The following is a 24,923-nucleotide window of genomic DNA, read 5'->3' on the forward strand; positions in this document are numbered from 1 at the left end:
TTAACAACAATTAGCTTAGCCCCGCAAGCACCTGCAAATGCGCAGCCACGCTGCGTCCCAGCGCAGGCAGGTTGTAGCCGCCTTCCAGGCAGCTGACGATGCGCCCGCCGGCATGCACTTTGGCGACGTCCATGATCTGCCGGGTAATCCAGGCGAAATCATCCTCCACCAGACCCATCTGGCCGATATCGTCTTCCCGATGGGCGTCGAAGCCGGCCGAAATAAAGATCATTTGCGGTCGGTAGGCGTGCAGCGCCAGCAGCCATTTTTCGGCAATCTGCTGGCGCACCGCAGCGCCTGCAGTGCCGGCCGGCAACGGGATATTGAGCGCGTTGGCGATGCCGGTGTCGGTGCCGCTGTAGGGATAAAACGGATGCTGAAAGAAACTCGCCATCAGCACCCTGGGTTCGTTGGCGAATGCCTCCTCGGTGCCGTTGCCGTGATGAACATCGAAATCGACGATGGCGACGCGATCCAGGCCATGCACTTCGAGTGCGTGGCGCACCGCAATGGCGATGTTGTTGAACAGGCAAAAACCCATCGGTTCGGTCGGGCGTGCATGGTGGCCCGGCGGGCGAATCGAGCAGAAGGCATTGTCAACCTCGCCCCCGATGACCGCATCGGTAGCGGCCACTGCAGCGCCGGCAGCTGCCAGCGCCGCCCGCCAGCTGAACGCATTGAGCGACGTATCGCCGTCCAGCGGGTAATAGCTGGACTGGCCGCTCAGCGCCTGCGGCACGTTGTCGCGCACCAGCGCGATGGCCGCATCCGTATGGATGCGGGCGATAGCTGCCACGGCGGCGGCCGGCGCCTGGCGATATTCCAGCTGCGCATCCAGCTGGCTGGCAATCAACTGGTCTGCAATCGCCTGCAGTCGGGCCGGCGACTCCGGATGCCAGTCGCCCATCTCATGGCGCATGCAATCGGGATGGGAATATAAAGCTGTCGTCATGGATGCAGGGTTGCCCGCAGCTGGCGGGCATGAGGTTCTCGAATGAAGCCGGATTAAGATAATTGTGGCGAATAAGTGATTACATAACAGAAACTGACGCAATCCCTTACACTGCTTGCACTGCTTGCACTGCGTATTTTACGCTCCCGAATCACAATATACATTCTCACAATGTCAACCATATTTCCCAAAACACTGCCGCGCCTTGCCTTGCCTGCCGCCCTGTCCGTTCTGCTCGCGGCGGGATTGGGCGCCCACTCCGATGCCCATGCAGCCCGGCCCGGCGTTCAGCGCACGCTCGCATTAAAAGAAGATGCCCAGGGCGAATTCGTCAATTTCGGGCAATGGAGGGAAGTCGCAAGCTTCATCAATCAGATGGTCGAAAAGCATGGCTTCGACAAGGCAGAACTGCAAGCGATCCTGGCCCAGGTGAAATATGCCGACGCCGCAATCCAGCTGATCAAGCCGGCGCCGCCGGGACGCCCCAAGAACTGGCAAGCCTACCGGGCCCGCTTTGTGGAGCCTGTGCGCGTCAATGCCGGCGTAAAATTCTGGAACGACTATGCCAGCGCGCTGCGACGCGCCGAAATCGAATACGGCGTTCCGGCTGAAATCATTGTCGGCATCATCGGAGTGGAAACCGTATATGGCCGCAATACCGGGAATTTTCGCGTACTCGACGCCCTGACCACTCTCGCCTTCGATTACCCGAACACGCCGACCCGCATCGCAAGAATGGATTTTTTCCGCGGCGAACTGGAAAACACCCTGTTATATGCGCGCGAATCGAATATCGACCCATTGTCGCTGACCGGATCGTATGCAGGGGCGATCGGCTGGCCGCAATTCATGCCCAGCAGCATTCGCGCCTATGCGGTCGATTTCGACCTGGACGGCAAGATCGATTTGCGCAACTCGCCTGCAGATGCGATTGGCAGCGTGGCCCGTTTTCTGGCAATGCACGGATGGCGACGCGGATATCCGATCGTGTTCCCGGCAAGCATCGCGCCGGCGGCGGGCAACGGCACAGCCTGGGCATCCTTCATTGGCCAGGGCCTGGAAGCAAAATACAACCTGGATGCACTGACCAGTGCCGGCATCGTGCCTGATCCGCTGGCACCGACCGATCTGCAGTATGGGTTGGTGGATTTGCAAAATGGCGCCGAAGCGACCGAATACTGGCTGGGAACAGATAATTTCTTCGCCATCACGCGCTATAACCGCAGCTTCTTTTACGCGATGTCGGTAATTGAACTGGGCCATGCCGTCAACGCCATGCGCAACCGATAGCAGAACGCCGCCCGGCATCGATCCGAAGATTACGTATACTCGATGCAATATTGACAACAATCAAATCGGACGATTGTTGAAATGACAAAATATTTCCTGAGTGAAGGGAATTTTTTTATTTTTTAATAGTCTGACACTTGTTTTGTAGATACTTTTCTCAAAATGAGATTAACATCACGTGCATTTTTATCAAGAGCATTAATTGTTGACGTATGAAGATAGTTGCATATCAGAAATTTTTTGCTATATGATTCTAACCGCGAGAAATTTCACCCGACACTTCGAAGCACCATTGTCGTGATGTTTGCGTTACTGCAGAAGCAGCAATAAGAGTACAGAAAGCAACCGGCACTGCTTATTCATCCGAATCTGAATATTTGTTTTTAAATGTAACTTCACTTACGGTCTCAGGTGTTCTCACGGTATTACTGCACCGCAATGCATGAATAAGCAGATTTTTTGTTGCGCTTCCATCACCATAAAATTTAAAAATGAAAGACCAAGATCATGACTACTCAAACAGACAATGACATCAGCAGCACCGCACTCATGGATCAATTTGAATACAATCCAAATCGGCTCCTGGATACGCTGATCGAAAAGCTGCATCTGAAAAACGACGCGGCACTGTCAAGAGCGCTGGAAGTTGCACCGCCCGTTATCAGCAAAATTCGTCACCGCAGATTACCGGTCGGCGCCTCTCTTTTGATCAGGATGCACGAAGTGAGCGAATTAAGCATCCGCGAGTTGCGCCATCTGATGGGCGATCGTCGCAACAAGTTCAGGATCAGCGACAAGCAGTTCAAACCAAAAGAAATGGCGGAAGCATAATTGCCCACCGTGCCCAGCAGGGCGCGCATGATCGCAGGGCTGATGCATCATCAGCCCTGTGAGCGGCAAAACTGGATCGCTTGGCAGCAGTGAGCGGCGCGTTTCTGAACCGGCCGCGGTGTCGTTGATTCCTACCTGATGGTGGACAACCGATTATTGCCCGCCATCAGGCAGGAAAAATACCGGTCGAGAGATATCGGTCGCCGCGATCGCATACGATAAAAACTATAGTCGCATTCTCTACCGTTTGAGATATCCGTAGCGCGACTTCGCAAGCGCCGGCGGCGGAAATGCCGCAGAAAATGCCCTCTTCGACCGCAAGCCGCCTTGCCATGTGCTCGGCTGCCGCCTGGCTTACCGCTTCAATCTGGTCGACTCTGGTTTTGTCGTAGATTTTCGGCAGGTAGGCTTCCGGCCATTTGCGGATACCCGGAATCTGCGAACCTTCTTCCGGTTGCGCGCCGATGATGCGCACTGCGTCGCTCTGCTCCTTCAGATAGCGCGACACGCCCATGATGGTGCCGGTGGTGCCCATGGCGCTGACAAAATGCGTCACGCTTCCTTTGGTGTCGCGCCAGATTTCAGGCCCGGTAGTTTCATAATGGGCGCGCGGATTATCCGGATTGGAAAACTGGTCGAGGATGATGCCCTGGCCTTCCTTTTGCATCTGCAAGGCCAGGTCCCTCGCATATTCCATGCCGCCGATTTTGGGCGTGAGCATCAGTTGGGCGCCATAAGCGGACATGCTCTGACGCCGCTCCATGCTGAGGTTTTCCGGCATCAGCAAAATCATCTTGTAGCCGCGCAGCGACGCCGCCATTGCCAGCGCAATTCCGGTATTGCCGCTAGTGGCCTCGATCAGGGTGTCGCCGGGCTTGATCTGGCCGCGCTCTTCGGCCCGCTTGATCATTGACAAAGCGGCCCGATCCTTGACCGAGCCGGCCGGGTTATTGCCTTCCATCTTGCCGAGAATAATGTTGTTTCTGCGGGCCGCATCTGCACCCACAACCCGCTGCAGTGCAACCAAAGGAGTGTTGCCTATCGTATCTTCTATTGTCTGGTAAGGCATGGTATCCGGTCTATCGCATCAGCAAAGCTGTATTTTAATCCGAGTCGCGTCAATCCGCGCTGACTGATCGCCGAATCGATATCTGCAATAAAAAAACCCGCAACTTGCGCATGCGGGGTTTGTGGCAAAGTCTGCGGCTTACTTGGCTGGCGCAGCTTCCGGCTTGGTTTTCTTGTCCTTGCTGGCTGGCGCTGCGGCCGGCATCGACTTGTCCGCTGTTGCAGCAGCTTTCGGCTCCGCGCCCGCCTTCACCTTCTTATCGGCCTTGGCTGCTGCCGGCGCCTTGGCGGGAGCATTCGGCTTGCTCTGGCCATTGACTGTCAAGCCTGCAGCTGACAGCTTGGAGGAGTTCTTCTCGCCAATGCCCTTGACCCGTTTTTCCAAATCCATCCAATCCTTGAAGTCGCCGCCTTTTTTGCGTTCGTCCAGAATTTTCTTGGAAACGGCCGGCCCGATGCCTTTAACGCTATCCAATCCCGCCTGATCAGCCTTGTTGACGTCAACTTGCGCGAAAGCAAAGCTCATCGTTGCGATTAAACTGATCACACCCAGCAATAATTTTTTGAACATTTCATTCCCCTTGGTTGGCTGTTGATTATTAAAGCAGTCAAAATAGCACTGGCGAAACCGCTCGCAAGCGAGCTTTACAGAATATACAACAAGTCGCTTGAAAAATAACCGCCAGAACGCAGCAGCAATTCATTTTAATCGTTCAATTCATCAATGGAGACGGTGGCCGTGCCCAGTTTCCCCACCACGATGCCGCCGGCGCGATTGGCATAGGACACCGCTTGCTGCAGCGGCAATCCCGCACCCAGCATCACGGCCAGCGTGGCGATTACCGTATCCCCGGCGCCCGAGACATCGAATACTTCGCGCGCCATCGCCGACACATGCGATACGCCCTGCGCGGAATACAGTGTCATGCCTTCTTCGGAGCGGGTCAGCAACAGCGCCTCCAGCTGCAACCGGCTGCGCAGTTGCTGTGCTTTGGCAGTCAACTCGGCCTCGTCGCGCCAGGAACCGACGATGGCACGGAACTCGGCCTTGTTCGGGGTCAATATCGAGGCTCCCGCATAACAAGAGAAATCCTCGCCCTTCGGATCGACCAACACCGTCTTGCCGGCCTGTCGCGCCAGCCGAATCATGTCAGCCACATTGACCAGCCCGCCCTTGGCATAGTCGGACAGCACCACCACATCGTAATCCGACAGCAGGGCGTCGAACTGCGCCAGCTTGTTGCGCAGCGCGCCAGCGGTCGGCGCCTGCTCGAAATCGATCCGCAGCAATTGCTGCTGGCGGCCGATCACGCGCAATTTGACGATGGTAGAAGCCGCAGCATCGCGCTGCAGGTAGTTGCCAATTGCGGAGTCATCCAGCATCCGCGCAATGGCGTCGCCCGCCTCGTCCCGCCCCACCACACCCAGCAAGCCGGCGTTCGCGCCCAGCGCGGATATGTTGCGTGCCACGTTGGCGGCGCCACCCAGGCGCTCTTCGCTTTTTGCCACATGCACCACCGGCACCGGCGCTTCCGGCGATATCCGGTTAACATCGCCGAACCAGTAGCGGTCCAGCATGACATCACCGGCCACCAGAATCCGCGTTGCATCCAATGCTGGCAGCTTCATCATGCATTTTCCTTGCTAGTCAGAACCGAGCGCCCGATGCCGTGATACTCAATGCCGGCCTGCGCCATCAGGCCGGGTTCATACAGGTTGCGGCCATCAAAAATCACCGGCGCTTGCAGGCGCGACTTCAGTTGCTCGAAATCGGGGCTGCGAAATGCTTTCCACTCAGTCAGGATGACCAGTGCCTGCGCCGCATCCAGTGCATCCATCGGATCGTCGGCAAAACGGATGCGCGCCATCGCGTCCGGTACCGCGGCGAAATCCTGCGCCAACACGCGCTGCGCTTCCGGCATCGCCACCGGATCGTATACCGCCACCGTGGCGCCGCGCCGGATCAGTTCGGCCAGCAGCACGCGCGACGATGCTTCACGCATATCGTCGGTATTCGGTTTGAACGCCAGTCCCCATACGGCAAAATGTCGGCCCGTCAGGTTTTCGCCGAAGCGGGACACGATCTTTTGTCCCAGCACGTGCTTCTGGTTGTTGTTGACCGCCTCCACCGCGCGCAGGATCAGCAATTCCTGCGAAAATTCCTGCGCGGTGCGCTCCAGCGCCTGCACGTCCTTCGGAAAGCACGAGCCGCCGTACCCGCATCCCGCATACAGGAAGCTATGACCGATGCGAGGGTCGGAACCGATTCCGTGCCGCACCGCCTCGATATCCACGCCCACCTTGTCGGCCAGGTTGGCGAGTTCGTTCATGAACGAAATGCGCGTTGCCAGCATCGCGTTGGCTGCATATTTGGTGAATTCGGCAGAGCGCACATCCATCCAGAACGTGCGTTCATGGTTGCGATTGAACGGCGCATACAGCGTCTTCATCATCGCTTGCGCCCGCTGCCCTTGCGGCGTGCCATCGCAGCCGATGACGATGCGGTCGGGCCGCATGAAATCCTCCACTGCGGCGCCTTCCTTGAGGAATTCGGGATTCGACACCACCGCAAAGCCGGTTTCCAGCTGGCGTTCGGCGAGCGCTTCACGCAACGCCGCAGCCACCTTGTCCGCAGTGCCGACCGGCACCGTCGACTTGTCGACGATGACCTTGAAGCCGGTCATGAAGCGGCCGATATTGCGCGCAGCGGCCAGCACATATTGCAAATCGGCGGAACCGTCTTCATCCGGCGGCGTGCCCACCGCGATGAACTGGACCTCGCCATGCGCGACGCTGGCGGCGACATCGGTGGAAAACTGCAGACGGCCGGAAGCGCGGTTGCGCGCGACAATTTCGGCCAGGCCGGGTTCGTGGATCGGAATCCCGCCGCCGTTCAGGATGGCAATCTTGCCGGCATCGAGATCGAGGCAAAAGACGTCATTGCCGAGCTCGGCCAGGCAGGCCCCGGTGACCAGGCCAACATAGCCGGTGCCGATAATGGTAATTTTCATAAACTTGCTTGGTAGGTTTCAATCAGATCATGGATGCGGCCGGAACGGGATGCCGCGGCAACCGTTCTGCCGCGCAAATGGCTGGCCGTCAGCCATGATGAAGGCAGCGTCAACATATTATACTCGCCTGCGTATTATATTAAGTCGAATAAAACAATGCTGAAAATAAAGTATTTTTCAATATACCCCACGATAATCCAATAAACTGAGATGCCCGGGAAGGCTCTGCCCAAATGCACGCCGACAGCTCAGTTCATTACATTCAGCTCTTCGGTACGGCGCGGCGGATAGGTTTCCCAGCGATTGCATCCGGGGCATTGCCAATAGAACTGACGCGCCTTGAAGCCGCAATGGCTGCATTGATAGCGCGCCAGCTTTTGCGCATAGCCGTGTACCAGATGCTTGACCATCGACAACTCGGGCCGGTTTTCCGGCCTGGCGTCCATCAGGCGCGCATCGAGCAGCTTGTCCAGCCCGAGCAAGGTCGGCGTGCGGCGCAATTCATCGCTGGCCAGCTGCTTGGCTGCCTCCACCCCATGCAACTCGAAAACCCCCTGGAACACCACTTCCAGCAAATCGATCGACGGCGCTTCGGCCAGATAGAATTTCAATAAATTGATGCCTTCCTCGGCCCGTCCGACGCTGCGATAAGCATCCATCAGGCGCTGCGCCACCAGCGCCACATGCGGCACGCTCTGCTGCTCGACCCGGCGCCAGGCCAGCAACGCGCCTTCGAGGTCGCCCTTGGCCTGCGCCGCATCGCCGATCAGCAAGGTGGCACGCACGCTTTTGCGGTCGGCGGCCAATGCTTTTTCCAGCAAGGCCAGCGCTGCATCCGGATGGGTATGCACCAGTTCGTCCTGCGCCATTTCGCAGTAAAACTGGGCGATCTCCTTTTGCCGTCCGCCGGCGCCGGATTGCTGCAATCCCTGCGCCGCTTCAATCGCGCGCGGCCACTCTTTTTCGCGCTGAAAAATTTCCAGCAATGCGCGCCGCGCTTGCGCGCCATACGACGTTTCCAGCAGCTGATTGAAGGTTTCCTCGGCCCGGTCCAGCAAACCGGCCTTCAGGTAATCCTGGCCCAATTCGAACAGCGCCTGCAAGCGATGTTCCTGCGGCAGATCGGGACGCGCCAGCAAGTTCTGGTGCACCCGAATCGCCCTTTCGGTTTCGCCGCGGCGGCGAAACAGGCTGCCCAGCGCAAAATGCAGTTCAGCGGTTTCCGGATCGAGCTTGACGATTTCGATGAAGGCATCGATCGCCTTGTCCGGCTGTTCATTGAGCAGGAAGTTCAAGCCCTTGAAATAACCGCTGGGCAAGCTGCGCGATTCCGACAGCAATTGCTTGATATCCACGCGCGCCGCGATCCAGCCCAGTCCGAAAAAAATCGGTATCCCAAGCAACCACCAAATTTCAAATTCCATGTAGCTTCAATCTTGTCATGACTCACTGATCCAGCACGCCGTCCGGCTGCGGCGGCTGGCTGCGCGACAGTTCGCGCGCCGCGCCTTCCTTTTCCAGACCGGCAATGGCTTTCTTGTGCCGGCTTACCTCGCGGCGCTGCCGCAATACCGTCGGCGTCATTGCCAGCACGCCGAAAATGGCGCCGCTGACGAAAAAAGCCAGCAGCATCAATACCAGAGGCGCCCGTATTTCATAATCCAGAAAGAATCGCAATGCGACTTCTTGCGTATTCTTGAGCGCGAAGCCGAAAAAAACGACAAACAGCACACCTGCAATTATTCGGAAAATGAGCTTCATTGCACGACTCCCCAAAACATGGCTGGCGGCGCGGGAATCGCATAGCCGACAAGACCAGGTGAAATTGTACGTGAAAAAAAACGGCATCCGTAGATGCCGTTTCGATTTATCTGTAAATGACTCAGTCTTCGATGATGGGTTGCCCCACCATCGCATCCACGCGCTCGCGCAATTGCTTGCCGGGCTTGAAGTGCGGCACCCGTTTTTCGGGCACCATCACCTGGTCGCCGGATTTCGGATTGCGTCCGATGCGCGGCGGCCGGCTGTTCAGCGCAAAACTGCCGAAACCCCGGATCTCGATGCGCTGACCGGTTGCCAGCGCATCGATCATCGCGTCCAGGATGGTTTTGACCGCGTAATCCGCATCCTTGGCAACCAGCTGCGGATAGCACTCGGCCAAACGGGCAATCAATTCCGACTTTGTCATTTACCGACCGACAATCAGTTCTTGTTGTCGAGCTTGGCCTTCAACAGCGCGCCCAGGCTGGTAGTGCCGGAAGCTGCGTTGTTGTCGGTAGTTGCCATCTTCTGCATTGCTTCCTGGGTTTCGACATTGTCTTTTGCCTTGATCGACAACTGGATGCCGCGCGCCTTGCGGTCGATGTTCAACACCATGGCTTCCACGGTGTCGCCGACTTTCAGGTGGGTACCGGCATCTTCGACGCGGTCGCGCGAGATTTCGGATGCACGCAGGTAGCCTTCGACTTCGTCCGACAACTGGATCACTGCGCCCTTAGGCTCGACCGACTTGACAGTGCCCGTTACCAGGGAACCCTTGTCGTTCATTGCAGCGTAGTTGTTGAACGGATCGCCTTCGAGCTGCTTGACGCCGAGGGAAACGCGCTCGCGCTCGACGTCGATGGCCAGCACGATGGCTTCCAGTTCGTCGCCTTTCTTGAAGCGGCGCACTGCCTCTTCGCCGGTTTCGGTCCAGGACAGGTCGGACAAATGCACCAGGCCGTCGATGTTGCCGGCCAGGCCGATGAAGACGCCGAAGTCGGTGATCGACTTGATCGCGCCGCGGACTTTGTCGCCCTTCTTGTGGGTGATTGCGAAATCATCCCAAGGATTGGATTTGCACTGTTTCATGCCGAGGCTGATGCGGCGACGCTCTTCGTCGATTTCCAGCACCATGACTTCGACCTCATCGCCCAACTGGACGACTTTGTTCGGAGCCACGTTCTTGTTGGTCCAGTCCATTTCGGACACGTGGACCAGGCCTTCGATGCCTTGCTCGACTTCAACGAACGCGCCGTAGTCGGTCAGATTGGTGACTTTACCGAACAGGCGTGTGCTTTGCGGGTAGCGACGTGACAGACCGGTCCATGGATCGTCGCCCAGTTGCTTGACGCCCAGCGAGACGCGGTTCTTCTCTTGATCGTATTTCAGAACCTTGGCAGTGATTTCCTGGCCGACGGTCAGCACTTCGGACGGGTGACGCACACGACGCCATGCCAGATCGGTGATGTGCAGCAAGCCATCGATGCCGCCCAGATCCACGAACGCGCCGTAGTCGGTGATGTTCTTGACCACGCCGTTGACGATGGTGCCTTCTTTCAGGGTTTCCATCAGCTTCTGGCGCTCTTCGCCCATCGACGCTTCGATGACTGCACGGCGCGACAGCACCACGTTGTTGCGTTTGCGATCGAGCTTGATGACCTTGAATTCGAGCGTTTTGCCTTCGAACGGGGTAGTGTCCTTGACCGGACGGGTATCGACCAGCGAACCCGGCAGGAACGCGCGGATGCCGTTGGTCAGAACGGTCAGGCCGCCCTTGACCTTGCCATTGACTGTACCGACGACGATTTCGCCAGACTCCATCGCTTTTTCAAGCGCCAGCCACGATGCCAGACGTTTTGCCTTGTCGCGCGACAGGATGGTGTCGCCAAAGCCGTTTTCGAGGGATTCGATCGCAACCGACACGAAGTCGCCAACCTTGACTTCGAGTTCGCCTTGATCGTTTTTGAATTCTTCAACAGGGATGAAGGCTTCGGATTTCAGGCCGGCGTTGACGATGACGAAGTTATGGTCAAGGCGCACGACTTCAGCTGAAATCACTTCGCCGGAGCGCATGTCCTGACGGGACAGCGATTCCTCGAACAGGGCGGCAAAACTTTCCATTCCAGTGGATTCGGTGGAGGTGGTAGCAGTAGTCATAGGTTTTTTACAGGTTATCCAGCAGGGGTCGCGACGGGCGACTTAAACTGGGTTAGGTTTATCAACACCGCACAGGACTTTGCGTCATGCGCGGCAGCAACGGCACTACAAAATTACAAAATACGTCAGGCAGATATTTGCGCATGCCAGCGCAGCACTTGCGCCACCGCCTGATCCGCGCTCATGCCCGAAGTATCGAGTACGAACGCGCCCTCGGCAGGCCTTAGCGGAGCGGCGGCGCGCTGTGCATCACGCGCGTCGCGCTCTTCCAAATCTCGGGAGAGGTCGGTAATACTAGCAGAAAAACCCTTGTCAATCAATTGCTTATAGCGCCTTTGCGCACGCGCCTCGACACTTGCAGTCAGGAAAATTTTTAAAGATGCATCCGGGAAAATGACGGTACCCATGTCGCGCCCGTCGGCCACCAGCCCGGGGGCGCGCCGGAAGCTCAGTTGCAGGCCGACCAGCGCCTGCCGCACTGCAGGCAGAACGGCGATTTTGGACGCAGCATTGCCGACTTCCTCGGCCCGAATGGCTTCAGTGACATCAAGGTCCGACAAGCGCACTGCGGCGCCGCTGAAACTGCACGGCAGCGTCGCCGCCAGCGCGGCTATTCGCTCTTGATCCGACAGCTGCGTGTTGCTGCGCAGCGCCGACAGCGCGGTGAGCCGGTACAGCGCCCCGGAATCGAGGTAATGCCAGCCGAGCTGCTGGGCCACACGCTGCGCAACAGTGCCTTTGCCGGAGGCGGTGGGGCCGTCGATGGCGATCACGGGAATACGGGGCTGGCTCATACCAATTCCTGATATTGTTGGAGTATATGAAAAAAACTGCATTTCCCGCTTATAAACAGGGCGACGCTAATAATACCCGTCATGAATCAGAAAACTGCGGACAACCATCACATCAAAACAAATCATTGTGCGCGATGCCGGCGAACGCTTCAAAATAATCGGGGAAAGTCTTGGCCACGCATTTCGGATCGTTGATGCGCATTGCCGCGCCGGGCCGGCCCACGCCGTGCAGCGTTGCCAGCGAAAAGCACATCGCCATCCGGTGATCGTCGTAGGTATCGATGGTGGCGGCGCGAAGCTGCGCCGGCGGCGTCACCCGCAAATAATCGGCGCCCTCCTCCACCAGCGCGCCAACCTTGCGCAGCTCGGTCGCCATGGCGGCGATGCGGTCGGTTTCCTTGACGCGCCAGCTGCCGATGTTGCGCAGCACGCTGGGGCCGTCCGCGTACAGCGCAGCGACTGCGATGGTCATCGCGGCGTCCGGGATGTGGTTGAAATCGGCGTCGATCGCCTTCAGCACGCCGTTCGAACGGGCCTCGATCCAGTTGTCGCCCATGGTGACGACAGCGCCCATCTGCTGCAGCGCCTCGACGAAGCGCACGTCGCCCTGGATGCTGGCGGCGCCGACGCCCTCGACCCGCACCGGACCGCCGGCGATCGCGCCCGCCGCCAGAAAATACGAAGCCGACGAGGCATCGCCTTCGACGTGGATGGCGCCCGGGCTGTGGTAACGCTGGCCGGGAGCGACGGCAAACGATTGCCAGCCGTTACGCTCGACCGTCACGCCGAAGCGCTGCATCAGGTTCAGCGTGATTTCGATGTAGGGCCGGGAAATCAGCTCGCCGACGACCTCGATGGTGAGCGCCTGCTCGCGCGCGATGAACGGTGCGGCCATCAGCAAGGCGGTCAGGAACTGGCTCGAGACGTTGCCGCGCACGCGCATGTGATCGGCATCGATATGGCCGCGCTGGATGTGCAGCGGTGGAAAGCCTGCCGCGCCTGCGTAGCTGATGCGGGCGCCGATCGCGTTCAGCGCATCGACCAGGTCGCCGATCGGGCGCTCGTGCATGCGCGCCACGCCGTGCAGCGTGTAGTCGCCGCCGATCACCGCCAGCGCGGCGGTCAGCGGGCGGATCGCGGTGCCGGCATTACCCATGAACAGATCGGCCTGATGCACCGGAGGATTGCCGTCGACGCCGTATACGGTGTAGTTTTGGGTCGCGTCCTGCTGCTCCCAGCGCACGCCCAGATGCCGCAATGCATCGAGCATCACGAAAGTATCGTCCGACGCCAGCAGATCCATGATCCGGGTTGCGCCGCCGGCTAGCGCGGCCAGCAGCAGGATGCGGTTGGAAATGCTTTTCGAGCCGGGCAGGCGCACGACGCCCTCGGCCCGCATGGCGGGCGCCAGGTCGAGATGCTGCGGGTAATGCTTGGGATGCTGGGCTTGCTTGCTGTGCTTCATGCTGTTGTGCTCATGGTCAGATTCATCAATCGCCGCCTTCCTGCTGCTGTTTTTCTGCCGCCTCGATCGCCGCGCCCCAGCGCTGCCGGGCTTGCTGGGCATTGGCAAAGACCGCCTCCAGCGCGCCGCCGTCGCGGTTCGCCAGCGCGCTGCGCAAATGCGCCAACTGCATCATGTAGGCATCCAGCTCGTCCAGCAGCGCGGCCTGATTTGCCAACGCAATGTCGCGCCACATTTCAGGCGAGGAGCCGGCAATCCGGGTGAAATCGCGAAAGCCGCTGGCTGCGTACTGGAACAGCAAGTCGGCATGCGGCTTGCGGGCGATGTCATCGACCAGCGCATACGCCAGCAGATGCGGCAGGTGGCTGACCGAGGCAAATACGCGGTCGTGCTGCTCTGGCGTGAGTTGCTGGATGATGGCGCCGCATTGCTGCCAGGCGGCGGCCACCCGGACCACGTCGGCCGGTGCGTTCTCGGGCAACGGCGTCAGCACCACTTTCTTGCCGACGTACAAGTCGGCCAGCGCCGCTTCCGGCCCGTTTTGCTCGCGCCCGGCGATTGGATGGCCCGGCACGAATTGCGCGACCTTTGCGCCCAGCGCACGCCGTGCAGCAGCCACCACATCGGATTTGGTGCTGCCGGCATCGGTGACGATAGTGCCGGCCCGCAAATGCGGTGCGATGGCAGCCAGAATCGTCTCGGTCTGCGCTACCGGGGCCGCAATCAAAACCAGCTCGGCGTCCCGCAGGCAGATTGCCAGCGCGGCGGAATCGGCGCTGCTGGCGCCATCGATGATGCCAAGCTCAATGGCGCGCGCCAGCGGCGCGGCAGTGCGGCCGACGCCGACGATCTGCGCGGCCATATCCGACCTCTTCTGCGCCAGCGCAAACGAACCGCCGATCAGGCCGACGCCGAAAATAACGATTTTCTTGAACAAGGGAATGACTCTAATTTAGGGGCCATGCCAACAAAGGGGAATCAGGCGTTGCCGCCAGCCCCCTTCCCGCATCCTTCGAAATACACAATGGGTACCATTAAAAACACCGCATTTCACGCCTGAAAATATGCGGCATTTAAAAATACATAGCTATGTATATGTTTTACAGAGATTCCTCAACGGACGCTCAGGCGGCATCTGCCGCCAGCACCGCGCGCAGCGCCTCGATGAAGATCGCGTTTTCTTCCGGCAGACCGATCGATATCCGCAGCCACTGCGGCAAGCCGTAATTGCCGACCGGGCGCACGATCACGCCGCGCTTGAGCAGGGCCAAGTTGATCCGGGCGCCGGCCTGGTCGTCGCTGCCGACCTTGACCAGCACGAAGTTGCCGAAAGACGGCACGTATTCCAGCCCGGCCGCATCGAAAAACTGCGTCAGCTGCAGGTAACCGGCCGCATTCAGCGCCGCGCTCTGTTGCAGGAATGGCGTGTCGCCGAGCGCCGCAATGGCTGCCGCCTGCGCCAGCGAATTGACATTGAACGGTTGCCGGATGCGGTTGAGCAAATCGGTAACGGCCGGTTGCGCAATCGCGAACCCGACCCGCAAGCCGGCCAGTCCATACGCCTTTGACATCGTGCGCGACACCAGCAGATTCGGATAGGTCCTGACCCACTCAGTCGATTCGTATTGCAACTCCGGCGCCAGATATTCGTTGTAGGCCTCGTCCAGCACCACCACCACCTGCGGCGGCACCACTTTCAGGAACGCCTCGATGGCTGCCGCCGGCAGGAAGGTGCCGGTCGGATTATTCGGGTTGGCGATGAAGATCAGCCTGGTGTCGGGCGTGATCGCTTGCGCCATGGCGGCCAGATCGTGGCCGAAATCCTTGGCCGGCACCGCGATTGCGCGCGCACCCACCGCCTGGGCTGCCAGCGCGTAGACCAGGAACGAATACTGCGCATACAGGATCGCCTGACCCGGCTGCACGAAAGCGTGGGCGGCCAGTTCCAGGATGTCGTTGCTGCCGTTGCCGAGCGTGATCCACTCTTGCGGCACGTGGTATTTGGCGGTAATCGCCGCTTTCAAATCAAAACCGTTGGCATCCGGATAGCGGCCGATATCGGCGACCGCATTCAGCATCGCCTGGCGGGCAGACTCCGGCATGCCGAGCGGATTTTCATTCGATGCAAGCTTGGTGATTTTGGCCTCGTCCAGGCCGAACTCGCGCGCGACTTCGGCAATCGGCTTGCCGCTCTGGTAAGGGGCAATCGCACGCACATAATCGGGGCCGTACTGTATCGACATCGTTTACTCCGGAGTTGAATGGTATCAAGCGCAAAAAGGATAAGAACCCAGCACCTTGAAAAAGGCTGCATTCTGCTTTAGCTCGGTCAATGCGCGGGCCACCTTGCCGTCCTGCAGATGGCCCTCGATATCGACGTAAAAATAATATTCCCAGGTACCCATGCGGGCCGGGCGCGACTCGAAGCGCGTCATCGATACGCCGTGCCTGGCCAGCGGCGCCAGCAGATTATAGACAGCGCCCGGCTGGTTCGGCACCGACAATACCAGCGAGGTCTGATCCCGCCCGCTGGGGCTGGTCTGCAAACGGCCGATCACCGCGAAGCGGGTGCGGTTGTGCGGATCGTCCTGGATATGCGCATTGACGATTTGCAAGCCATATTGCTGACCTGCAATCTCGCTGGCGATGGCGGCAGTACTCGGCTGTTCCGATGCCAGCCGCGCCGCTTCGCCGTTGGAAGCAACCGCGTGGCGTTCGATGTTCGGATAATTCTGGTTCAGCCAGGCCTGACACTGCGCCAGCGCCTGCGAATGGGCGCAAATCCGCACCATCCCGTCCATCGTCCCACTCAAGGACATCAGGCTGTGATGCACCGGAATCGACACCTCGCCGCTGATTGTCAGCGTGGTCTGCAATAGCAAATCGAGGGTCCGGTTGATCGCGCCCTCGGACGAATTCTCGACCGGCACTACGCCGAAATCGGCAGTACCCGCTTCCGTGGCGCGAAATACTTCGTCGATCGACGGGCAAGGCAGGCCTTCGACCGCGCGGCCGAACTGCTGGTATACCGCCTGCTCGGTAAAGGTGCCGACCGGGCCGAGAAAGGCAACCGTGACCCGCTTTTCAAGCGCCCGGCAGGACGACATGATTTCGCGGAAGATGGTTTGCACGTCCGGGCTGCACAAGGGACCGGGATTGCGTTCGGCGACGCGCTGCAGCACCTGCGCCTCGCGTTCCGGGCGGAATACCGGCGCATTGGTTTCGGCCTTCACATGCCCGACTTCCTGCGCCAGGCGGGCGCGCCGGTTCAGCAATTCCAGGATCTGCTGGTCGATCGCGTCGATCTGCACACGCAGCGGCTGAAGTTTATCTTGGCTCATAATTTCTTGTGTGATGCAGGCAATAGTCCGATTGCAGCGGACAAGTTACTGGGAGTGCTGACTCTCGAATTGTTTCATGTAGGCGACCAGTGCCTGCACCCCCTCGATCGGCATCGCGTTATAGATTGAAGCGCGCATCCCGCCCACCGACTTGTGGCCCTTGAGCTGCAACAGGCCGCACTCTTGGGCACCGGCCAGAAACGCTGCGTTGAGCGCATCCTCGCGCAGCGAAAACGGGATATTCATCCTGGAGCGGCAGTCGCGGGCAATCTTGTTGCTGTAAAAACTGCTGCCATCGAGAGCGCCGTACAGCAATTTGGCCTTGGCGATATTGCGCTGCTCGATCGCAGCCACGCCACCCTGGCGTTTCAGCCACTGGAACACCAGGCCGGCGATGTAGATCGCATAGGTCGGCGGCGTGTTGTACATCGAATGGTTGTCGGCCACCAGTCTCCAGTCGAACGCGGAAGGGCAAAACGGCAATGCATGGCCGATCAAATCCTCGCGCACGATGACGATGGTCAAGCCGGCCGGACCGATGTTCTTTTGCGCGCCGCCATAGATGACGCCGTATTTCGACACATCGATCACGCGCGACAGGATGTTGGACGACATGTCTGCCACCAGCGGCGCATCGCCGGTGGCGGCCGCAACGTCCGGCACGAACTGGTATTCCACGCCATCGATGGTTTCATTGCTGCAAATGTGCACATACGCGGCATGTTCCGACAGGCGCCAGACGTCGCGCGCAGGAAGCGCCGAAAAATGGGAGGCTTCGGAGGAAGCCGCAACGTTGACGTTGCAATACTTCTTCGCTTCCTTGATCGACTTGGCCGACCAGGAGCCGCTATTGATGTAATCCGCGGTCGCGGGCTGCGGCTTGCGACCGAGCAAATTCATCGGAATGATCGCGTTTTCGGCAATCGCCCCGCCCTGCATGAACAGAATCCGATAATTATCCGGCACCGCCAGCAAGTCACGCAGGTCGCGCTCGGCGGCCTCGATGATGGACATGAATTCCTTGCCGCGATGGCTCATTTCCATCACCGACATGCCGCTGCCATGCCAGTCGAGCATTTCGGCAGCGGCCTGCTGCAGCACTTCTTTCGGCAGCACCGCCGGTCCGGCCGAGAAATTATAAATCGTCGTCATGCGTCACCCGGCTCCTCGTTATCGCCTTCGACATCGCTCTCGACATCGGATTCCACTATGCGCTGCAGGCCACTGAGCTTGGTGCCGTCTTCGACCGCGATCAGCGTTACACCCTGCGTCGCCCGGCCCATTTCGCGGATTTCGGCAACCCGGGTGCGGATCAGGACGCCGCCGGTGGTGATCAGCATGATTTCATCGCTGGACTCGACCAGGGTGGCGGCTACGACCTTGCCGTTGCGCTCGCTGGTCTGGATCGCGATCATGCCCTTGGTGCCGCGACCATGGCGGGTGTACTCATGGATCGGGGTACGCTTGCCGAAGCCGTTTTCGGTGGCGGTCAGGACGCTCTGCTGATCGTTTTCAGCCACCAGCAGCGCAATCACCTGCTGGCCTTCTTCCATATTCATGCCGCGCACGCCGCGCGCGGTGCGGCCCATCGGCCGCACATCGTTCTCGTCGAAACGCACTGCCTTGCCCGCATCGGAGAACAGCATCACGTCGTGCTTGCCGTCGGTCAGCGCCGCACCGATCAGGAAATCGCCTTCGTCGAGGTCGACCGCAATGATGCCGGCCTTGCGCGGATTTTTGAAATCGTGCAAAGCAGTCTTCTTGACGGTGCCGAGGCTGGTCGCCATGAAGATGTAACGGTCTTCCGGGAAGGTCCGGTTTTCGCCCGATACCGGCAACACCACGGTGACCTTCTCGCCTTCCTGCAGTGGGAACATGTTGACGATCGGCTTGCCGCGCGAATTGCGCGAGCCCTGCGGCACTTCCCATACCTTGAGCCAGTACAGGCGACCGCGGTTGGAGAAACACAAGATGTAATCGTGGGTATTGGCGATGAACAGCTGGTCGATCCAGTCGTCTTCTTTGGTCGCCATGGCCTGCTTGCCGCGGCCGCCGCGTTTCTGTGCCCGATATTCCGACACCGGCTGCGACTTCATGTAACCGGTATGCGACAAGGTCACCACCATGTCTTGCGGCGTAATCAAGTCTTCGGTTCCAAGATCGGTGGCGTTGAGTTCAATCTGCGAACGGCGCACATCCTTGTTGCCTTCGCCGTATTCGTTCATGGCCAGGGTCAATTCGTCCGTGATGATGATGGTCACGCGTTCCGGCTTGGACAGGATATCCAGCAGGTCGGCGATCTGCGCCATCACATCCTTGTATTCATTGACGATCTTGTCCTGCTCCAGCCCGGTCAGGCGTTGCAGGCGCATCTGCAAGATTTCCTGGGCCTGGTCGTCCGACAGCTTGTACAAGCCGTCGTTCTGGATGCCGTAGTGTTTCGGCAAATTTTCCGGACGGAATGCCTCGACGCCGCCGACATTTTCCGTCCCGGTACGCGCCAGCATTTCGCGCACCACCGAGGAATCCCAGGCGCGCGACATCAGTTCCAGCTTGGCGATCGGCGGCGTCGGCGCCGCCTTGATGATCGCAATGAAATCGTCGATGTTGGCCAGCGCAACCGCCAGCCCTTCCAGCACATGACCGCGTTCGCGCGCCTTGCGCAACTCGAACACGGTGCGGCGGGTGATGACTTCGCGCCGGTGCGACAGGAAGCACTGCAGCATTTCCTTCAGGTTCAGCAGCTTCGGCTGGCCATTCACCAGCGCCACCATGTTCATGCCGAAGGTATCCTGCAACTGCGTCTGCTTGTAGAGATTGTTCAGCACAACCTCCGGCACTTCGCCGCGTTTCAATTCGATTACTACGCGCATGCCGGACTTGTCGGACTCGTCACGAATGTCAGAGATACCTTCGAGCTTCTTGTCGCGCACATGCTCGGCGATACGTTCCAGCAAGGATTTCTTGTTAACCTGATACGGCAGTTCGTCAATGATGAGCGCGGTACGGCCTTCCTTGCCGAACTCTTCGAAGTGCGTCTTGGCGCGCATCACGACCCGGCCGCGTCCGGTGCGGTAGCCGTCGCGCACGCCAGACACGCCGTAAATAATGCCAGCGGTCGGGAAATCCGGTGCCGGAATGATCTCGATCAATTCATCAATGCTGCAATCGGCATTGCGCAGCAAGAACAAGGCACCCTTGATGACTTCGGTAATATTGTGCGGCGGAATATTGGTTGCCATCCCGACCGCAATACCGGAGGAGCCGTTAATCAGCAGATTGGGAATCTTGGTCGGCAGCACCGACGGCTCTTTTTCCTTGCCGTCGTAGTTAGGCACGAAATCGACAGTATCCTTGTCAATATCGGCCAGCAGTTCATTGGCGATCTTGTCCAAGCGGCACTCGGTGTAACGCATCGCCGCGGCACTGTCGCCATCGACCGAACCGAAATTGCCCTGCCCGTCAACCAGCATGTAACGCAGCGAAAAACTCTGCGCCATCCGCACCAGCGTGTCGTAAATTGAGGAGTCGCCATGCGGATGATATTTACCCATGGTTTCACCGACCACGCGCGCACATTTCACATACGGCCGGTTCCAGACATTGTTCATTTCATGCATGGCAAACAGCACCCGGCGATGCACCGGCTTCAAGCCGTCGCGCACATCAGGCAAAGCACGCCCAACGATCACGCTCATCGCGTAGTCGAGGTAGCTCTTGCGCATCTCTTCTTCAAGGGAAATCGGGATTGTTTCTTTGGCGAATTGATCCATTGGCTGTTCGACTGATCTTTGACTGGGTTAACGCATGATGCCGACTGCTAAGCAGGCATCGCAACAACAACTGGTCGGAGCTTGTAAACAGCCAATTTTAGCATGTGGCGCTTTTTCCATGGATTTTAAGAAACCTAGACGGGGGGCCGGTATTTTCCTTACAAATACGGCTCCCGATCATAAAATATGCTTAAATACCGCCGGATGTTTCAACCACATATTTGAAGAAATCGCAAAAAAGGAAGCAGCATGCTCATCAAACTGGCCCTAGGCCTTGCGATTGGCTCAACAGTCATCGGCGCGAACGCTCAGCCATCCGACATCCAAGCCAAAAAACCGAACAGCGCGTATCTGCAAGACAGTAATGGAATCGTGGTGCGCAGCGCCTACGGTCTTTGCTGGCGCACAGGCACTTGGCTCACCGCGGATGCCGTCCTGGGATGCGACGGCGAACTGACCCCGCCAATTGCAAACCCCACCGCCCCGGCCATCGCCACCCTGCCCACGCAAGCAGCCACACCCGCTGTTCAACCGGAGCCCCAACGTTGCGATTTCCTCGTGACCTTGGAAAACGACCAGACTTTTCCATTCAACAGCACCACTCTTGCCAAGGCGGCAAAAGAACGGATCGATCAGGAGGTGCTGCCGCGACTGGCGCGTTGCACCCATATTGAATCCATTCGCATAACTGGCCATACCGATTTACTCGGACCGGAAAAATATAATCAGCAGTTATCCTACAAACGCGCCGCAAACCTGGCTGCTTACCTGAAAAGCAAAAATATCACTTCCGCCATCATCGCTTTAGGTGCCGGAGCAACTCAGCCAGTAAAAGTCTGCAACAACAAACTAACCCGCTCGAAACTTATTCAGTGTCTGGCACCCAACCGCCGATTGACTATTGAGATTAAAGACCAATCATCTCAATAACAATGCCCCCACTCCGTTTTGACAGTGCATTTTAGATAATTTTTTCAAATAGATACCGCCCTATTTTATCGTTGTGAAATCGCAACGAATAGTCAAAAATATATGGCAACCAATTTAACAAACAAAGCAGCAAAGCAAAGCCTATGGCAAAATGAAAACCGGACTATTGCATATGGTTAATTTACAACTGTGATAACCTGTTGCAAGTGGTAATTCAATTTTAGATGTTGTAAATTTGTAGCGCAGTTTATCTGCGGATATCTCACCCGAGAGGAAAAAATATGAAAAAATTAGCAAAACTCGTCTTCGCTGCGTCCGCAGTTCTGTCCATTTCTGCATCTGCGCAAAGCACGCAAGATATTCAGGCCAAAACACCGAATAGCGCATACGTACAAGACGGTCGCGGCGTAATTGCACGCAGCCCGTTCGGTTCGTGCTGGCATGCCGGCTACTGGACTCCAGCCGACTCAGTCGCTGGTTGCGATGGCGAAATCGCCAAGGCCGCAGCGCCTGTCGCAGCGGCACCAGCTGCAGCGGCTCCAGTTGCTCCTGCCGCTGCACCAACATCGGAAAAAGTCACTTTTGCAGCAGATGCATTCTTTGATTTTGACAAAGCCGTACTGAAAGCCGATGGCAAAGCCAAGCTGAATGACCTGGTCTCGAAGCTGGGCAACATCAATCTGGAAGTTATCATCGCTGTTGGTCATACAGACTCAGTTGGCTCCGATGCTTACAACCAGAAGCTGTCGATTCGCCGCGCTGAAGCAGTCAAGGCCTATCTGGTTTCCAAAGGTGTTGAAGCCAATCGCGTATACACTGAAGGTAAAGGCGAGAAACAACCGGTTGCCAGCAACAAAACTTCTGCCGGTCGCGCTAAAAACCGCCGCGTAGAAATCGAAGTTGTTGGTACACGCAACAAGTAATCGGTCTTGCTCAATTAAACCCCGCGTTCGCGGGGTTTTTTTATGGCAAAAATAAGCAAGAAAACTATCATCGTTCAGCGCCACCTGCTTTATCCCACATAACCTGCACACCGACATATTTACAGCTATCATATCGACCATGAATGCAGACCCTCTTGAACTACAGAAATTCAGCGATCTCGCTCACCGCTGGTGGGATCCAGGCTCGGAATTCCGCCCCTTGCACGCGATCAACCCGCTCCGTCTGGAATGGATTAATGCTTGCCTGCCATTAAGCGGAAAAACCGTTGTCGATATCGGTTGTGGCGGCGGCATCCTGTCAGAATCCATGGCAAATAAAGGCGCGAACGTCACAGGCATCGATTTGTCCGAAAAAGCCCTCAAGGTTGCTGACTTGCATAGCCTGGAATCCGGCGTCAAAGTTCGCTACGAATTGATTGCGGCAGAAGACCTGGCGGCAAGAGAACCCTGCAAATACGACATCGTGACTTGCATGGAAATGCTGGAACATGTACCGGACCCAGCCTCAATCGTTCGCGCCTGCGCCACCTTGGTAAAGCCCGGCGGTCGCGTATTTTTTTCCACGCTCAATCGGACTGCAAAATCCTATCTGTTCGCAATTATCGGAGCCGAATACCTGCTACGTCTACTGCCAAAGGGCACGCACGAATACGCAAAATTCATTACTCCCGCGGAATTGTCGCAATTCATCCGAAATGCAAACATGACTGTCGATATCATGAAGGGCCTGACATACAACCCCGTGACCCAATTGTATTCGCTCAACAGCGATACCAGCGTCAACTACATGGTGGCTTGCACTCGCACCGCGTAACAAAATTCTACTGATCGGCAGTTGCCACCGAAATATTGCACATAACCTTGATTATAAACACCGCCCCAATTCCCCGCGCCATCCTGTTCGACCTCGATGGCACCTTAGCCGATACTGCGCCAGATCTGGCGGCGGCAGTAAATCTGTTACGAACAGCGCAGGGTTTAATGCCCACGCCATACGACTCGCTGCGCGCAGTTGCATCATCAGGAGCGCGAGGATTGATCGGAGTAGCATTCGGACTCGGACCCGAAGATGAAGGTTATGAAAGCCTGCGGATCGGTTTTCTGAATAACTACGCAGCAGCACTGGCAGTGGAAAGCCGGCTATTCGATGGCGTGATCGACCTGATCAATGGGATCAATGAGCGCAGCCTGGCTTGGGGAATCGTAACCAACAAGGCAGAGCGTTTCACAGAACCTTTAATCAACTGGATTGGCTTGCATGAAGCAGGTTGTGTGATTTCCGGCGACACGATGCCGCAAGCAAAACCACATCCGGGACCGTTGCTCGAAGCGGCGAGGCGCCTTGGCATACCAGCGCGGGATTGCTGGTACGTAGGCGACGACCTTCGCGACATCCAGGCCGGGCAGGCGGCCGGCATGCATACCATCGCTGCCGCATGGGGCTATTGTGGTGAGCTTGCGCCACGCGCATGGGGTGCCGATCTGATTATTGATTCACCCTTGCAACTACTGGAATATATCCACAGCAAATGTCTGGCTTAGCGGGCTAGCAAGACTTCGAAAAGACAAAGGCCAACCGAGAACGGTTGGCCTTTTTATTTTGGTGGCGTATGGTTGCCACCCGAAAAACCGGCTCGCCGAACTGGTGAGCACTGGTTCGAAGCCCTTCGAATTGAAGCCAGTACACGGCAGGTGGGCTATGCGCCCAGCAGCCTTCTTGCCAACACTGACTGCATATCACGACGCCCGTCAGCAATCAGATAGATGATGACTTGGCTGCCTGTGACACGGTAGATCACGCGGTACGGCTTGAAGAAGGTCTGGCGGTACTCTTTGATGCCGAGGCCGACCAGTTCCTTCGGGTAGCTGCCGCGCTCCGGAAACTTCGACAAGCTATCCACAACCTCCATCAACTCATCCAACACGTAGTTGGCGTTGGGCACACAGTCGAATTCGGAGATGTAGTCGTGAATAGACTCCAAGTCCTGCTCCGCACCCTCGGTGAGCAGAACTTCGAACTTGGCCGGGACGCCTGCCATCAGCCGGTGGCTCGCTTGGCGCGCAGACGGGCAACGACATCGGACGCAGGCGTGACCTTGCCAGCGGCCACATCTCGGTTGCCCAGTGCGAGGATTTTCAGCAAGGCCAGTGTTTCTTGAGTCTCCTCGAACGAGGCCACGTCCTGCAGGACGGCCTTGGCTTCACCGTTTTGGGTGATGACCAGGGGCTCACGCTGTTCCGCGAGGCGCGTCAGGACCTCGGCAGCGTTGGCCTTGAGGTAGCTGATCGGCTTGACTTGAGACGAGTAGCGCATGGCTGTGCTCCTGATTTCAGAAAAGACCAAATATAGTCTTTTTAAAGTCTTATAGCAAGGTATCTGAATGGGGGGCGGTGGTGCCGTCAAGGAGCTGAGCTGTTCAAGGCAACGAGCCAGCCAGTGGAAGCCAATAAAGCATGTTTTGTAATTGACTTGCCGCCAACGCCCAAAACCAGACGCTCAATGCGGGTTCATTCAGCGGCAGGCATATGCTGGGGCACAAAAAAAAGCCCGCAGACCTTTCGGTGCGGGCTAAATCCAATCTTTTTACGGAGTTGGAGGAGACAGG

Annotated in this window: 25 protein-coding genes; 6 read left to right on the plus strand and 19 right to left on the minus strand. The window is 57.8% G+C overall.

The window, feature by feature from the left end; genetic code table 11:
• Nucleotides 1-10 precede the first annotated feature (10 nt).
• A complete protein-coding gene (locus tag HMCN_RS0107400; protein WP_025916778.1) occupies nucleotides 11-952 on the minus strand; it encodes a histone deacetylase family protein in 942 nt (313 codons plus the stop codon).
• 171 nt (nucleotides 953-1,123) lie between these two features.
• On the opposite strand from HMCN_RS0107400, the gene mltB reads away from it, so the two are divergent.
• Complete coding sequence (gene mltB, locus HMCN_RS0107405; protein ID WP_025916779.1) at nucleotides 1,124-2,242, plus strand: lytic murein transglycosylase B; 1,119 nt, start codon at nucleotides 1,124-1,126, stop codon at nucleotides 2,240-2,242.
• Between the two features lie 549 nt (nucleotides 2,243-2,791).
• A complete protein-coding gene (locus HMCN_RS0107410) occupies nucleotides 2,792-3,073 on the plus strand; it encodes a hypothetical protein (RefSeq protein ID WP_369792142.1) in 282 nt (93 codons plus the stop codon).
• 166 nt (nucleotides 3,074-3,239) lie between these two features.
• Here HMCN_RS0107410 and cysM read toward each other — a convergent pair whose 3' ends face one another.
• The 15 genes from cysM to gyrA all read right to left on the minus strand — a co-directional run bounded on the left by cysM (nucleotide 3,240) and on the right by gyrA (nucleotide 20,443).
• Complete coding sequence (gene cysM, locus HMCN_RS0107415; RefSeq protein ID WP_025916781.1) at nucleotides 3,240-4,142, minus strand: cysteine synthase CysM; 903 nt, start codon at nucleotides 4,140-4,142, stop codon at nucleotides 3,240-3,242.
• 138 nt (nucleotides 4,143-4,280) lie between these two features.
• Nucleotides 4,281-4,712: a helix-hairpin-helix domain-containing protein gene (locus HMCN_RS0107420; RefSeq protein WP_025916782.1), complete on the minus strand. Its 432-nt coding sequence runs from the start codon at nucleotides 4,710-4,712 to the stop codon at nucleotides 4,281-4,283.
• A gap of 134 nt (nucleotides 4,713-4,846) precedes the next feature.
• The gene (gene rfaE1 / locus HMCN_RS17455) at nucleotides 4,847-5,773 is read right to left on the minus strand and encodes a D-glycero-beta-D-manno-heptose-7-phosphate kinase (protein ID WP_051566828.1); all 927 of its coding nucleotides are present in this window, start codon (nucleotides 5,771-5,773) and stop codon (nucleotides 4,847-4,849) included.
• On the minus strand, nucleotides 5,770-7,152 hold the full coding sequence (locus HMCN_RS0107430) for a UDP-glucose/GDP-mannose dehydrogenase family protein (RefSeq protein ID WP_025916783.1): 1,383 nt from the start codon (nucleotides 7,150-7,152) through the stop codon (nucleotides 5,770-5,772). The genes rfaE1 and HMCN_RS0107430 overlap by 4 nt, the downstream gene beginning before the upstream one ends.
• Nucleotides 7,153-7,400: 248 nt before the next feature.
• A complete protein-coding gene (gene lapB, locus HMCN_RS0107440; RefSeq protein ID WP_025916784.1) occupies nucleotides 7,401-8,576 on the minus strand; it encodes a lipopolysaccharide assembly protein LapB in 1,176 nt (391 codons plus the stop codon).
• 22 nt (nucleotides 8,577-8,598) lie between these two features.
• Nucleotides 8,599-8,913 carry a lipopolysaccharide assembly LapA domain-containing protein gene (locus HMCN_RS0107445; protein WP_025916785.1) on the minus strand — a complete coding sequence of 105 codons (315 nt, stop codon included), beginning with the start codon at nucleotides 8,911-8,913 and terminating at the stop codon, nucleotides 8,599-8,601.
• A 121-nt stretch (nucleotides 8,914-9,034) separates the two neighbouring features.
• Nucleotides 9,035-9,340 carry an integration host factor subunit beta gene (locus HMCN_RS0107450; RefSeq protein ID WP_025916786.1) on the minus strand — a complete coding sequence of 102 codons (306 nt, stop codon included), beginning with the start codon at nucleotides 9,338-9,340 and terminating at the stop codon, nucleotides 9,035-9,037.
• A 14-nt stretch (nucleotides 9,341-9,354) separates the two neighbouring features.
• Nucleotides 9,355-11,070, minus strand: a complete 1,716-nt coding sequence (gene rpsA / locus HMCN_RS0107455) for a 30S ribosomal protein S1 (RefSeq protein WP_081801444.1) — start codon at nucleotides 11,068-11,070, stop codon at nucleotides 9,355-9,357.
• Between the two features lie 125 nt (nucleotides 11,071-11,195).
• On the minus strand, nucleotides 11,196-11,864 hold the full coding sequence (gene cmk, locus HMCN_RS0107460; RefSeq protein ID WP_025916788.1) for a (d)CMP kinase: 669 nt from the start codon (nucleotides 11,862-11,864) through the stop codon (nucleotides 11,196-11,198).
• A gap of 112 nt (nucleotides 11,865-11,976) precedes the next feature.
• The gene (gene aroA / locus HMCN_RS0107465) at nucleotides 11,977-13,329 is read right to left on the minus strand and encodes a 3-phosphoshikimate 1-carboxyvinyltransferase (protein WP_025916789.1); all 1,353 of its coding nucleotides are present in this window, start codon (nucleotides 13,327-13,329) and stop codon (nucleotides 11,977-11,979) included.
• 25 nt (nucleotides 13,330-13,354) lie between these two features.
• Nucleotides 13,355-14,266 (minus strand): prephenate dehydrogenase/arogenate dehydrogenase family protein, encoded by a 912-nt coding sequence (locus HMCN_RS0107470; RefSeq protein WP_025916790.1) that lies wholly within the window; start codon nucleotides 14,264-14,266, stop codon nucleotides 13,355-13,357.
• Between the two features lie 187 nt (nucleotides 14,267-14,453).
• The gene (hisC, locus tag HMCN_RS0107475; RefSeq protein ID WP_025916791.1) at nucleotides 14,454-15,572 is read right to left on the minus strand and encodes a histidinol-phosphate transaminase; all 1,119 of its coding nucleotides are present in this window, start codon (nucleotides 15,570-15,572) and stop codon (nucleotides 14,454-14,456) included.
• A gap of 24 nt (nucleotides 15,573-15,596) precedes the next feature.
• A complete protein-coding gene (pheA, locus tag HMCN_RS0107480) occupies nucleotides 15,597-16,670 on the minus strand; it encodes a prephenate dehydratase (RefSeq protein WP_025916792.1) in 1,074 nt (357 codons plus the stop codon).
• 45 nt (nucleotides 16,671-16,715) lie between these two features.
• Entirely contained in the window at nucleotides 16,716-17,822 is a 1,107-nt protein-coding gene (gene serC / locus HMCN_RS0107485) for a 3-phosphoserine/phosphohydroxythreonine transaminase (RefSeq protein WP_035626248.1), read from the minus strand.
• Nucleotides 17,819-20,443 carry a DNA gyrase subunit A gene (gyrA, locus tag HMCN_RS0107490; RefSeq protein ID WP_025916794.1) on the minus strand — a complete coding sequence of 875 codons (2,625 nt, stop codon included), beginning with the start codon at nucleotides 20,441-20,443 and terminating at the stop codon, nucleotides 17,819-17,821. Before gyrA ends, serC begins: the two co-directional genes overlap by 4 nt.
• A 249-nt stretch (nucleotides 20,444-20,692) precedes the next feature.
• Between gyrA and HMCN_RS0107495 the strand changes: the two genes are divergently transcribed.
• The 4 genes from HMCN_RS0107495 to HMCN_RS0107510 all read left to right on the plus strand — a co-directional run bounded on the left by HMCN_RS0107495 (nucleotide 20,693) and on the right by HMCN_RS0107510 (nucleotide 23,859).
• On the plus strand, nucleotides 20,693-21,373 hold the full coding sequence (locus tag HMCN_RS0107495) for an OmpA family protein (protein ID WP_025916795.1): 681 nt from the start codon (nucleotides 20,693-20,695) through the stop codon (nucleotides 21,371-21,373).
• 281 nt (nucleotides 21,374-21,654) lie between these two features.
• Nucleotides 21,655-22,296, plus strand: coding sequence for an outer membrane protein OmpA (gene ompA, locus HMCN_RS0107500; RefSeq protein ID WP_025916796.1), 642 nt, complete (start codon nucleotides 21,655-21,657; stop codon nucleotides 22,294-22,296).
• 139 nt (nucleotides 22,297-22,435) lie between these two features.
• A complete protein-coding gene (ubiG, locus tag HMCN_RS0107505; RefSeq protein WP_025916797.1) occupies nucleotides 22,436-23,131 on the plus strand; it encodes a bifunctional 2-polyprenyl-6-hydroxyphenol methylase/3-demethylubiquinol 3-O-methyltransferase UbiG in 696 nt (231 codons plus the stop codon).
• Between the two features lie 47 nt (nucleotides 23,132-23,178).
• On the plus strand, nucleotides 23,179-23,859 hold the full coding sequence (locus HMCN_RS0107510; RefSeq protein WP_238552020.1) for an HAD family hydrolase: 681 nt from the start codon (nucleotides 23,179-23,181) through the stop codon (nucleotides 23,857-23,859).
• A 155-nt stretch (nucleotides 23,860-24,014) separates the two neighbouring features.
• Here the strand turns inward: HMCN_RS0107510 and HMCN_RS0107515 are convergent, their stop codons facing one another.
• The 3 genes from HMCN_RS0107515 to HMCN_RS19780 form a co-directional block, all read right to left on the minus strand.
• On the minus strand, nucleotides 24,015-24,356 hold the full coding sequence (locus HMCN_RS0107515; protein WP_025916799.1) for a type II toxin-antitoxin system RelE/ParE family toxin: 342 nt from the start codon (nucleotides 24,354-24,356) through the stop codon (nucleotides 24,015-24,017).
• The gene (locus tag HMCN_RS0107520; protein WP_025916800.1) at nucleotides 24,356-24,631 is read right to left on the minus strand and encodes a type II toxin-antitoxin system Phd/YefM family antitoxin; all 276 of its coding nucleotides are present in this window, start codon (nucleotides 24,629-24,631) and stop codon (nucleotides 24,356-24,358) included. Before HMCN_RS0107520 ends, HMCN_RS0107515 begins: the two co-directional genes overlap by 1 nt.
• Before the next feature lie 103 nt (nucleotides 24,632-24,734).
• Nucleotides 24,735-24,923, minus strand: a 189-nt coding sequence (locus HMCN_RS19780) for a hypothetical protein (RefSeq protein WP_238552023.1), incomplete at its 5' end; no start/stop codon positions are given.

This window comes from Herminiimonas sp. CN, assembly GCF_000622895.1.
GTDB lineage: Bacteria > Pseudomonadota > Gammaproteobacteria > Burkholderiales > Burkholderiaceae_D > AVCC01.